This window comes from Serratia sp. LACPHL-BACT-2024-00286, assembly GCF_043109535.1.
Lineage (GTDB): Bacteria > Pseudomonadota > Gammaproteobacteria > Enterobacterales > Enterobacteriaceae > Serratia > Serratia sarumanii.
This window is the reverse complement of the sequence record NZ_JBICNA010000002.1, coordinates 150,763-162,653: the sequence shown is the minus strand read 5'-3', so window position 1 is coordinate 162,653 and position 11,891 is coordinate 150,763. Positions and strand designations below refer to the sequence as shown.

The window sequence follows — 11,891 nt, the reverse complement described above, 5'->3', positions numbered from 1 at the left end:
TTCTCTTTATGTCATTTGAAACCCTCGGCTTAAGTGCTGAAATTGTGCGCGCTGTTGAAGAACAGGGCTATCGCGAACCGACGCCAATTCAGCGTCAGGCTATTCCTGTCGTGCTGGAAGGTCGTGACCTGATGGCCAGCGCCCAGACCGGCACCGGTAAAACCGCCGGTTTTACCCTGCCGCTGTTGCAGCTGCTGAGCAAGCATGACCATCCGGTCAAGGGCCGTCGCCCGGTGCGCGCGCTGATCCTGACGCCAACCCGTGAGCTGGCGGCGCAGATCGGCGAAAACGTCGATGCCTACAGCAAACACCTGCGCCTGCGTTCGCTGGTGGTGTTTGGCGGCGTGAGCATCAACCCGCAGATGATGAAGCTGCGCGGCGGCGTCGATATCCTGGTGGCGACGCCGGGTCGTCTGCTGGATCTGGAACATCAGAACGCGGTTGACCTGTCCAAAATCGAAATTCTGGTGCTGGACGAAGCGGACCGCATGCTGGACATGGGCTTTATCCACGACATCCGCCGCGTGCTGGCCAAGCTGCCGGCCAAGCGTCAGAACCTGCTGTTCTCCGCCACCTTCTCCGACGACATCAAGGCGCTGGCCAACAAGCTGCTGCACAACCCGGCTTCGGTAGAAGTGGCGCGCCGCAACACCGCGTCCGAGCAGATCGAACAGAGCGTGCACTTCGTCGACAAGAAGCGTAAGCGGGAACTGCTGTCGCAGATGATCGGCGAAGGCGACTGGAAACAGGTGCTGGTGTTTACCCGCACCAAGCACGGCGCCAACCACCTGGCGGAGCAGCTGAACAAAGACGGCATCACCGCCGCGGCTATCCACGGCAACAAGAGCCAGGGCGCCCGTACCCGTGCGCTGGCGGACTTCAAAGACGGCCGCATCCGCGTGCTGGTGGCCACCGACATCGCGGCGCGCGGTCTGGATATCGACCAGCTGCCGCACGTGGTGAACTACGAGCTGCCTAACGTGCCGGAAGACTACGTGCACCGTATCGGCCGTACCGGCCGCGCGGAGCGCACCGGCGAAGCTATCTCGCTGGTGTGCGTGGACGAGCACAAGCTGCTGCGCGACATCGAGCGTCTGCTGAAGCGTGAAATTCCACGCATCGCGCTGCCGGGCTACGAGCCGGATCCGACCATCAAGGCCGAGCCGATCATCAACGGCCGCCAGGGTGGCGGGCGCGGTGCGCCGCGCGGCAACGGCGGTGGCCAGCGTTCCGGTAATGGCGGCGGTCAGCGCAGCGGTAACGCGAACGGCGGCCAACGTGAAAACCGCGGCAACGGTAACGCCCGCCCGCAGGGGGACGGCCAGCGCCGTTCCGGCGCGCCTTCGCGCCGCCCGCGCAATCGCAAACCGGCCGAATAAGCCTGATTGCTCTAAGAGTAAGCCGCCGATACGGGCGGCTTTTTTTTTTGCCTGGCGGAAAGGCATTTTCGTACTAGGCTGGACGGTGGCTACCCCTAGATTCCAGGAGACGGAGATGAAATTGAAGTGCGCAATTCTCGATGATTACCAGCAGGTGGCGCTCAAGATGGCGGACTGGTCGGCGCTGGCCGAGCGGGTGGAGGTGTCCGCCATCAGCGCGCACTTTACCGATGAGGCGGAGCTGGCGGTGCATCTGCAGGAGTGCGACATTCTGGTCATCATGCGCGAGCGCACGCCGATGACCGCCTCGCTGCTGGCGCGGCTGCCGAAGCTGAAGCTGCTGATCACCTCCGGCATGCGCAACGCCGCTATCGATTTGGCCGCCGCCGCCGAGCGCGGCGTGGTGGTGTGCGGCACCAGCAGCGGGTCGGCGGCGCCGATGGAGCTGACCTGGGCGCTGCTGCTCGGGTTGGCGAAGCATATCGTGCCGGAAAGCGTCGGGCTGCAAAACAACGGCCCGTGGCAGCGGGATCTCGGCGTCACCCTGCAGGGGAAAACGCTGGGGCTGCTGGGGCTGGGCAAGATCGGCGGCCAGATGGCCCGGGTGGCGCAGGCGTTCGGCATGCGGGTGCTGGCCTGGAGCCAGAACCTGACGGCGGAAAGGGCGGCGCAGGAGGGGGCTGAACTGGCGCCGTCCAAACGGGCGTTGTTCGAGCAGAGCGATTTTGTCTCTATCCACCTGGTGCTGAGCGATCGCAGCCGCGGGCTGGTGGGGCGTGACGAATTGACGGCGATGAAGCCCACCGCTTACCTGATCAACACCTCGCGTGCGGCGATCGTCGATCGGGCGGCGTTGGTGGACGTGCTGCAACAGCGGAAGATCGCCGGCGCCGGGCTGGACGTGTTCGAGACGGAGCCGCTGCCGGCCGACGATGCGTTTCGTCAGTTGCCCAACGTGCTGGCGACGCCGCACGTGGGCTACGTGGCGGACGACAACTACCGCGCCTACTTCACCGAGGCGGTCGAGGACATTGCGGCGTTCCTCGCCGGCCAACCGATCCGCCGGCTGGGCTGACGGCGCTTTTAATGCCCGCAGAGGCTTGTCTGGCGCGGGCATTCACCCGTATCATTGCGGGTCTTTTTTTAGCTGGGATTGGTCATGCGCGTATTATTGGCTCCGATGGAGGGCGTTCTCGATTCTTTGGTGCGTGAGTTGCTCACCGAGGTGAACGACTACGATCTGTGCATCACCGAATTTTTGCGCGTGGTCGATCAGCTGCTGCCGGCCAAATCGTTCTACCGGCTGTGCCCGGAGCTGCGCCACGCCAGCCGCACGCCGTCGGGCACGCTGGTGCGCGTACAGCTGCTGGGGCAGCACCCACAGTGGCTGGCGGAGAACGCCGCGCGCGCGGTGGAGCTGGGCTCTTACGGCGTCGATCTCAACTGCGGCTGCCCGTCCAAGCTGGTGAACGGCAGCGGCGGCGGGGCGACGCTGCTCAAAGATCCGGAATTGATCTACCAGGGCGCCAAAGCGATGCGCGCGGCGGTGCCGGCCCATCTGCCGGTCACGGTGAAGGTGCGTTTGGGTTGGGACTCCTCCAACCGCAGTTTTGAAATCGCCGATGCGGTGCAGCAGGCGGGCGCCAGCGAGCTGACGGTGCACGGCCGCACCAAAGAGGACGGTTACAAGGCGGATCGCATCAACTGGGCGGCGATCGGCGAGATCCGCCAACGACTGAGCATTCCGGTGATCGCCAACGGCGAGATCTGGGATTACCGGAGCGCGCAGGATTGCCTGCAGACGACCGGCTGCGACGCCATCATGCTGGGTCGCGGCGCGCTCAACGTGCCGAACCTGAGCCGGGTGGTGAAGTACAACGAACCGCGCATGCCCTGGCCGCAGGTGGTTGAGCTGCTGCAAAAATACGTCCATCTGGAAAAGCAGGGCGACACCGGCCTGTATCACGTGGCGCGTATCAAACAGTGGCTGGGCTATTTGCGCAAGGAATATGACGAAGCCACCGAACTGTTCACCGAAATACGTGCGCTGACGACGTCAGGGGATATTGCGCGCGTCATCTGCCGCAGCTAAAAATAAACCCGCACGCGGCGGGTTTATTTAAATCGGTATTATCAGGCGGCGTTGTCGAGACGGTTCAATTCTATCTCGATATCCTGAATGGTTTTTTCCAGCCCTTCCAGACAGGCGCCCTGTTTATTCAACAGGTCGTTAATTGCTTCGGCGAATGCCTTATTTTTGCATTCCCCCTGATCGAAGGCCAGCCAGTGTGCGGAGAGCGTCTCGGTATTCGACTGCGCATAGTGGCGCATTTCCTTCAGCTGGGAAGCGACGTTGCGTAAATTATCCAGCTGCGCCTGTGCGTTTGCATTGTTGCTCATGAATTTCTCCTTGAGTTGGCCGTTAAATAATTTCGACTGCGGGATTAAGCTTACCCCATCTAAATAAAAATATCACCCTTATCGGCCCTGGCGGTTATTTTTTAATGAATGCGACTATATTTATTTTTCGATTGAACAAGGACTTGGATGGAATTGTAAAAATAGATAAATACGGTTTTTGAGACGGTTATTTCCGGCCATTCCATGCGGAATGGCCGTTATTCTAACGCTTAAGAGTGATGCTTATTATGCCGCGTCCGCCAGCATAAACATGCCGTAGGGGTGAATTTCCAGATAATAATGTTCGCCGACGTTCGGCTGCAGGCGAGTGGCGTTAACCTGCAGCAAAATCTGCTGCCCATGCCACGCCACCGTGACCTCATACTGCGGCCCCATGTAGGCGACATGCTGGATCACGCAGCGCTGGCTTTCCTCGCCGTGCTCGCTCAGCGTGATAGCTTCCGGCCGCACGCCCACCGTGCCGGCGCCTTCGGCGGCAAAGTGCGCCGGGCGCGGCAGGCGATAGCCGCTGATATCGACATAGTCCGCGCTGAAGCCGGCCGGGAACAGGTTGGCGTCCCCCATGAAGCTCGCCATAAAGCGCGACGCCGGCTGCCGATAGAGATCCTGCGGCGAGCCTATCTGCATGATATGCCCCTTGTTCATCACCAGCACGGTGTCTGAGACCGCGAAAGCCTCGCTCTGATCGTGAGTGACGTACAGCGAAGTGATATCAAACTGCTTTTGCAGCTCGCGGATTTTTTCGCGCATGCTGCGGCGCAGGTTGGCGTCGAGGTTGCTCAACGGCTCGTCGAACAGCAGCACTTTCGGCTTGAGGATCAGCGCGCGCGCCAGCGCCACGCGCTGCTGTTGGCCGCCGGAGATCTGATCGACATAGCGATCGTCGAACCCCGCCAGATCCACCATCGCCAGCGCTTCCTGCACGCGCGCTTTCACTTCGGCGCGCGGAATGCCGAGCATCTTCAGGCCATAGCCGACGTTTTCCCCCAGCGACATGTGCGGGAACAGGGCATAAGACTGGAACACCATGCAGATGTCACGCTGCTGGATGGAACGATGGGTGACGTCTTCGCCATCAATGAATATCTGCCCGTCGCTCGGTTTCTCCAGCCCGGCGACCAGGCGCAAAATGGTGGTCTTGCCGCAGCCGGAAGGGCCGAGCAGCGTCACCATTTGCCCCCGAGGGATGGTGAGCGCGATGTTATCGATCACCGTGTTGCTGCCGAACCGTTTGGAGACGTTGCGCAGTTCAACGAAATTTTTCTGGCTCATCATGGGCTCCATTACGCCTGGTTTTTGGCTTTTGAACGGGAGATGCGTGCCTCGCCGATCAGCCAGTCAAAGAGGAAAATAATCGCCAGCATCACCACGATCAGAATTGAACCGTAGGCGATCGCCACCCCGTATTCGCCGTCTTCCACGCGGTTGAGGATGTAGGCGGTGGCCACCCGGGTATCGGGCGTCACCAGGAAAACGATGGCGCTGACGGTGGTGATGGCGCGCACGAAGCTGTAGATCAGCGCCGACAGGATCGCCGGGCGCAGCAGCGGCAGCAGGATGTGCGTGATGGTGCGCAGCGAGCCGGCGCGCAGGCTGAGCGAGGCTTCGTCCAGCGATTTGTCTATCTGGCCCAGCCCGGCGATCCCGGCGCGAATGCCCACCGGCACGTTGCGCATCACCATCGAGATAATCACGATGGCGGCCGTCCCGGTGAGGTACACCGGCGCGCTGTTGAAGGCGAGAATGTAAGAGACGCCGGCCACGGTGCCCGGCACCGCAAAGCACAGCATGGTGGTGAACTCGATGGTCTTTTTGCCCTTGAACTGCTGGCGCACCACGATCCAGGCGATCAGCAGGCCGAAGGCGGCGGTGATAGGCGCGGCGATCCCGGCGTACAGCAGCGTGTCGAGCAGCGAAGGCCACGCGCCGTCGCTCATGCCCTGGCCGAACAGCTTGATGAAGTTATCCAGCGTCAGCGTGTAATCCACCCCCCAGTTGACGGTGAAGCTGCCGTAGAAAATGCTGCCGTAGAGCAGGGCGTTAAAGGCTATCCACACCGCCAGCAACGCGATCACGCCCCACACCAGCGTGACCGGCAGCGGCTGTACGTCGCCGCGGTAGGATTTGCCGGACACGGTGACGTAAGAGCGTTTGCCGATCCACAGGTACTGGATGCAGAACACCAGCAGCGAGAACAGCAGCAGGAAGGCGCCGAGGGTGCTGGCGGCCTGATAGTCGAGCTGCGAGCCGGTGATGTAGAAATAGATTTGCGTCGCCAGCACGTCGAAGTTGCCGCCGAGCACCAGCGGGTTGCTGAAGTCGGCCAGCGATTGCACCACCACGATCAGAAACGCGTTGGCCAGCGCCGGTTTCAGCAGCGGCACGAACACGCCGTTAAAGGTTTGCCAGCGGCTGGCGCGCAGGGTGTAGGAGGCTTCTTCCAGCGAAGGATGAATGGTCTTGATCGCGCCGTCGAGGATCATGAACGCCATCGGCGTGAACGCCAGCACCTGCGCCAGCCAGATGCCGGTAAAGCCGTACAGCCAGTTGGTGTTGGTCAGGCCGAACCAGGCCACCATCCACTCGGTGACGTAGCCGGAGCGCCCCATCATCAGCGTGACGCCTAGGCCGACGACGAACGGCGGCGTGACGATGGGCAGGATGGAGAAGATGCGGCCGATAATGGCGCTGCGCCTGGCGATGCGGGTGGTGTAAATCGCCAGCACCAGGCCGAAGAAGGTGCAGCCGGCGCCCACCGCGATCGACAGGGCGATGGAGTTGAGGATCACCTGAACGATATGCGCCTGCGACAGCACGTTCATAAACGCCAGCGGCGCGAATGCACCCGTCTGGTCGGTGAACATCGGAATGAAAATCGCGATGCTCGGCCAGACGATGAAGACGCCGATCAGCGCCACGATGGTGACCAGCGCGCCGATAACGAAACGGTCGCCGCCCAGCCATTCGAGGCGGGTCAGCGCCAGCGTCATGATGGCGCCCAGCGCGGTCAATTGCACCAGGGTGGCGTAGCCTAAACCGCGCCCCGCCACCGTGGCGCTGACGACGATAAAGGCCATGCATAGCAGCGCCCAGCCGGCATCGAACGCGTGGCGCCGCCGCCGTTCACCGCCCGCTGGGGTGTAGGCGCGAAGCAGCAGCAGGCTCGGCAACAGGCACCATAGCCAGCTGACATTGCGGTGTGACCAGCCGTAGGCCGCGAGGATTTCATCGCCGGTGGACTCCAGCAGGCCGTAATCCAGGCTCCAGCTCGGCAGCAGGGCGAACGCCAGCCAGCCAAGCAAGACCCAAAGGAATATCGCATCTCGTTTTTTCACGAAATGGAGAGCATGTGTATGTGACATAAGTTTCCCGGATGTTCAGGCCGGGTAAGGCGTGAGGCTTACCCGGCAACAGGCGCAGAATGTGGGCTTATTTACCCATCTTGACTTCGCTGACCCATTTATTGATCAGCGCCTTGCGGACCTCGGTCGAGCCGTATTTGTCCATGTCGTAGTTGATCAGCTTCAGATCGTCGAGCTTCAGCGAGTTCGGCGAGGTAGCGGCGGTGGTATTGGTCAGGATCTGATAGGACTTGCCTTTCTGCCATGCCAGTTCCTGCGCCTCTTTCGACAGCACCCAATCCACGAACAGCTTGGCGTTGTCGAGGTTGCGCGCGCCTTTGAGGATACTGACGCCGCCGATTTCGTAGCCGGTGCCTTCACAAGGCGAGATCAGCTCAAGCGGCGCGCCCTGTTCCTTTTCGAGCGAGTAGTCATGCAGGAAACCGATGCCGATTGCCGTTTCGCCGCGGGCGGCGTTGCGCGCCGGGGCAATGCCGGATTTGGTGTACTGCGAGACGTTGGCGTTCAGCTGCTTGAGGTAATCGAACGCCTGATCGTCTCCCCACAGCTGGGCAAAGGTCGCCAGCGCGGTGTAGGCGGTGCCGGAGCTCTGCGGATCGGCGATTTGAATCTCGCCTTTGTATTCCGGCTTGGTCAGGTCTTTCCAGCACTTGGGCACCGGCAGGTTTTTCTCTTTCAGGCGCTGGGTATTGACGCCAAAGCCGAGAATGCCGACGTAGACCGCCGAGGAGTAGTTGCCTTTCAGCTTCGCCGGATCGCGGAATTGTGGCATCACCTGTTCGAGGTTTGGCGATTTATATGGCTGCAGCAGCCCCATTTCACCGGCCTGGGATTGCGGATCGAGCGTGCCGCCGTACCAGACGTCCGCCTGCGGGTTTTTCTTCTCGGCGTCCACTTTAGCCAGCGTGCTGCCGGAGCCGTTGCGGATGAACGAGGTTTTCACGTCATATTTCTCGCCGAAGGCTTTGGTTTCCGCTTCGCACATTTCATTGGTGGCGCTGCAGTAGACCACCAGGCGGCCCTTGGCGTGCGCGGCGCCGCTCAGCGTGGCCAGCGCGATGCCGGAAGCTATCAGGGTAGTGACTAAGGTTTTTTTCATTGTTTTATCCTTCTCTCGGTAGAGGTGGTAACGCTCGCCATCAGCAGCGGCATCAGCAATAAACCCATAAGAACGGCGGCGATCGACAGCAAACTGAACATGCCTGACCAGCCGTAGCCTTCGATGATCTGCGACAGCGGCCAGCCCGCCAGCGCGGCCCCCAGGTAAGCGAACAGGCCGAGAAAACCGGTGATGGAGCCCGCTGCGCCTTTGTGCCCGCATTCCACGGCGGCGAGGCCAATCAGCATCTGTGGGCCGAAGACAAAAAAGCCCACCGTAAAGAAACAGCCCGCCAGCAGCGCGTAGTGATGCACCGGCGCCAGCCACAGCGCGGCGACGGAAACCATCAGCCCGAGCGTGAACAGCAAAATCATCGGCGCGCGCTGCCCGCCGAACAGCAAATCCGAGCCCCAGCCGGCGAACAGCGCGCCGAGCAGGCCGCCTACCTCGAACAGCATCACCGTGGCGTTGGCGCTGAGCAGGTTGACGCCGTGGCTTTCCGTCAGCCAGAGATTGCCCCAGTCGTTCAACGCGATGCGGATCAGGTAGACCAGCACGTAAGAGACGCCGAGCAGCCAGATCATCGGGTTCTTCAGCATCGTGGTGCGCAACATCTGCCACAGCCCCATCGGCGGGCTTTGCTGTTCCTGGCGCAGCTCCAGCGGATCGTGGCGCCACCGGCCGACCGACGGCAGGCCTTCTTCCTGCGGCGTGCCCGTCAGCCGCCGCGTGAGCCAGATGCCCAACACCATGCTGACGGCGCCCGGGATCAGCATCGCCGCCTGCCAGCCCCAGCGCTGGGCGGCGAAGGCGCTGATCAGCGGCACGATCGCGCCGCCGAGGTTGATCGACATATTCCAGCAGCCCCACCAGAAGCCGCGCTCGTTGCGCGAATACCAGTGGGTCAGCAGCCGCGCGCAGGGCGGCCAGCCCCAGCCCTGAAAGAAGCCGTTCAGCGCCCAGACCGCCAGCAGCAGCGTCAGCGATTCGCCGAAGGCGAACGCCACGTTCAGCAAGCCGGTGGCGAACAGGCCGATCCCCATAAACCTGCGCTGCCCGTGGCCGTCGTGCCACAGTCCGGCGGCGAATTTCGACAGGCCGTAGCTCAGGTAAAACAGCGAGCCGAGCAGGCCGATGTCCCCTTTATCCAGCCCCAAATCCGTTTGCAGCGCCGGCAGCACGTAGTTCACGCTTTTGCGCGTCAGGTAAAAGGCGGCGTACCCGATGACCATGTACAGCAGCAGTCGCGGGCGCAGCGCGCGGTAACGATGATCGATTTCAGATGCCGAGCGTGCCTGCATAGCCGCCTCCCTGGTGCTGACTATAAGAAGGTGAAAGGGAAAGGGGATGAGAGAAAGTCCGGAGTGGCTAAGACTTTTTCCTAGTTAGTCGATGGTTTGTTGCAAATTTGTGGGCAGGTTAACAATTACCCGCGTGCCGCAATGCGTTTCCAGCGTCAGCTCGCCGCCCAGCGCGCTGACCCGCTCGCGCATCCCCTGAATGCCGAGGCCGGGCGCCTTGTCCGCGCGGATGCCGACGCCGTTGTCCCGCACCTCGAGGTGCAAAAGCGCGCCCTGTTGATACAAGACGATGGCGACTTCGCTGGCTTCGGCATGTTTGCACACGTTGTTGAGCAGCTCTTGCAGCAGCCGGTAGAGGGTGAAGCGCACCGTTTCGCCGGCGGGCGTGTCTATGAGTCGGTAGTCGAAACGGCAGCGGATGCCCCGTTCGGCAAAGGCGAATTCGCTCAGCAGGTGGTGAAGCGCCTCTTTGAACGCCAGTTCGTCCAGCGCGGGCGGGCGAAGCTGGCGCAGCAGCTGGCGCGTGGAGTGATGAATGCGCCGGGCGAGCTCGCTTATCTGGTGCGCGGCGGCCTGGGTTTGCGCCGGATCGCGCGCCCGTTTGACCAGCTGCGACTGGATTTGAATCGCGGTGATGTTCTGGCCGATTTCATCGTGCAGCTCGCGCGCCAGATTTTTCCGCGTGTCTTCTTCGGTGTGGATCAGTTTTTCTGTCAGCGCCCGCCGCGCCGCCAGCTCTTCTTCCAGGCGACGCTGATAGTGGTGCAGGTTTTGCGCCAGGTGCTGCTGACGGCTGATGGCGATGCCCAAGCCGATGCCGAGCAGCGCCTGCGTCGCCAGAAAGATTTCCAGCTCGACCAGATTGCCGAACCCCACGCCGACCTGCCGGGCGAGGGTGATCATCATGCTGCCGAGCAGGCCGGACAGCACGCCGCCCTGCCAGCCGAACTTCCACGCCATCACCACGTTCGGCAGAAACACCACGATCAGCAGCAGGCGTTCGATTTCCGGCGACAGCACCATCTGCGTGCCGATGCCGATAACGAAAAACAGGCTGCACCAGATGATTAAGGACGCGCGCAGCGGCGGGTTGGGGGTGTCCAGCCCCAGCAGGTGGTAACGGTGCTGCTGGCGCAGAAATTCAAAGATCAGGTAGACGAACGGGGTCAGCAAGACGCCGCCGGTAAACGACGCCAGGCCAAGCAGCATCGCCGGGCTTGGCACAAACGGCGAAAGCAGGGCGGTGTTGAGCAGCGAGGCGGCGGTCACCGCAGCCAGCAGCAGCGTCAGCCGCTGCCAGTAGAGCGGAAAACGGTGCCAGAGTCGTTGCGCGACCGCGGCCGGAAGCAGGGTGATAAACGGCGCGGCCAGCAGGCCGTAGCCGCTCAGCAGGCGTTCGCCGTGCAGCCAGAACAGCAACAGCACCGGCGGAATTATCAGGGCGGGCCAATAGCGGCGCGCCAGCAGGATCAGCAGCGCGAGATAGACGCCGTGCGGCAGAAACAGCGCCGCCTGGTTGCCGTTGTGGGTCAGATAGAAGCCGAGCGTCCACAGCATCAGCCAGCCGCTGCCCCAGGCCAACAGGATAAACAGCGAGATAACCCAGGGCCGGAGTTTGGGCGACATCAATGCCCCGCCAGCAGCTGATGGTCGAGGGCGAAATGCACCAGCTCGATGGTGCTGTTGCACTGCAACTTGCCCAGGACGTTGGCGCGATGCACGTGCACCGTTTTATGGCTGAGCGCGAGCTTGAAAGCGATCTCCTTTACGCTGTCGCCTTTGACCAGCAGATCGAAGATTTCACGCTCGCGCGGGGTCAGCGCTTCCAGCGCCGTGGCCGGCTGCTCGCCGCCGCGCAGCGCTCGCAGCGCGTCGGCGCACAGGTAATGGCCGCCCATATCGACGGAACGCACCGCCTGCACCAGCTCTTCCGGCCCGCAGCGTTTGGTCAGATAGCCGCTGGCGCCGGCGTCCAGCGCGCTTTGCACGAAGGTGGGGGAGTCATAGATGCTGAGGATGATCGCACGGAACTGCGGCTTCTGCGCCCGCAGGCGCTTCAACAGGCTGAGGCCGTTTTCATCCGGCATGGCGATGTCCATCAACGCGACGCTGACGTCGTCGCGCAGCAATGCCGGCCAGGCCGCCGCCGCGCTGCTGTATTGCCCCACCACGTCGAGATCGTCCTCGAGGCTGAGCAATTGCGCAAAGCCGGAGCGCACCACCACATGGTCATCCACCAGTATCACACGGATCATTTTTCGCACTCTGTTGCCGAATCATGGCCCTATGATGCCTGCCGCCGCGGTGCTGGCAATCAGCCAAACGCGGT

The 11,891-nt window shown here is 62.1% G+C and carries 10 protein-coding genes; 3 read left to right on the top strand and 7 right to left on the bottom strand.

From position 1 onward, the window contains the following. Positions 1-8: 8 nt before the first annotated feature. The 3 genes from rhlE to dusC all read left to right on the top strand — a co-directional run bounded on the left by rhlE (position 9) and on the right by dusC (position 3,471). Positions 9-1,379 (top strand): ATP-dependent RNA helicase RhlE, encoded by a 1,371-nt coding sequence (gene rhlE, locus ACF8MC_RS07315; RefSeq protein ID WP_060428931.1) that lies wholly within the window; start codon positions 9-11, stop codon positions 1,377-1,379. Between the two features lie 115 nt (positions 1,380-1,494). Further along, the gene (locus tag ACF8MC_RS07310; protein ID WP_048321350.1) at positions 1,495-2,454 is read left to right on the top strand and encodes a D-2-hydroxyacid dehydrogenase family protein; all 960 of its coding nucleotides are present in this window, start codon (positions 1,495-1,497) and stop codon (positions 2,452-2,454) included. Positions 2,455-2,538: 84 nt separating this feature from the next. Beyond that, a complete protein-coding gene (gene dusC / locus ACF8MC_RS07305; RefSeq protein ID WP_060420098.1) occupies positions 2,539-3,471 on the top strand; it encodes a tRNA dihydrouridine(16) synthase DusC in 933 nt (310 codons plus the stop codon). 41 nt (positions 3,472-3,512) lie between these two features. On the opposite strand, the gene ACF8MC_RS07300 is transcribed toward dusC, so the two are convergent. From ACF8MC_RS07300 to ACF8MC_RS07270, 7 genes are all read right to left on the bottom strand, one after another. Next, positions 3,513-3,779, bottom strand: coding sequence for a hypothetical protein (locus ACF8MC_RS07300; protein ID WP_033637517.1), 267 nt, complete (start codon positions 3,777-3,779; stop codon positions 3,513-3,515). A 246-nt stretch (positions 3,780-4,025) separates the two neighbouring features. Further along, positions 4,026-5,072: a ferric ABC transporter ATP-binding protein gene (gene fbpC, locus ACF8MC_RS07295; protein ID WP_060421251.1), complete on the bottom strand. Its 1,047-nt coding sequence runs from the start codon at positions 5,070-5,072 to the stop codon at positions 4,026-4,028. Positions 5,073-5,083: 11 nt separating this feature from the next. Continuing rightward, on the bottom strand, positions 5,084-7,162 hold the full coding sequence (locus tag ACF8MC_RS07290; protein ID WP_164104684.1) for an iron ABC transporter permease: 2,079 nt from the start codon (positions 7,160-7,162) through the stop codon (positions 5,084-5,086). A gap of 67 nt (positions 7,163-7,229) precedes the next feature. Then, on the bottom strand, positions 7,230-8,261 hold the full coding sequence (locus ACF8MC_RS07285) for an ABC transporter substrate-binding protein (RefSeq protein WP_033647097.1): 1,032 nt from the start codon (positions 8,259-8,261) through the stop codon (positions 7,230-7,232). Next, a complete protein-coding gene (uhpC, locus tag ACF8MC_RS07280) occupies positions 8,258-9,586 on the bottom strand; it encodes an MFS transporter family glucose-6-phosphate receptor UhpC (RefSeq protein WP_225845470.1) in 1,329 nt (442 codons plus the stop codon). Before uhpC ends, ACF8MC_RS07285 begins: the two co-directional genes overlap by 4 nt. Positions 9,587-9,646: 60 nt before the next feature. After that, complete coding sequence (locus ACF8MC_RS07275; protein WP_033653494.1) at positions 9,647-11,188, bottom strand: MASE1 domain-containing protein; 1,542 nt, start codon at positions 11,186-11,188, stop codon at positions 9,647-9,649. Beyond that, entirely contained in the window at positions 11,188-11,817 is a 630-nt protein-coding gene (locus ACF8MC_RS07270) for a response regulator transcription factor (protein ID WP_033647090.1), read from the bottom strand. Before ACF8MC_RS07270 ends, ACF8MC_RS07275 begins: the two co-directional genes overlap by 1 nt. Positions 11,818-11,891: the final 74 nt, after the last annotated feature.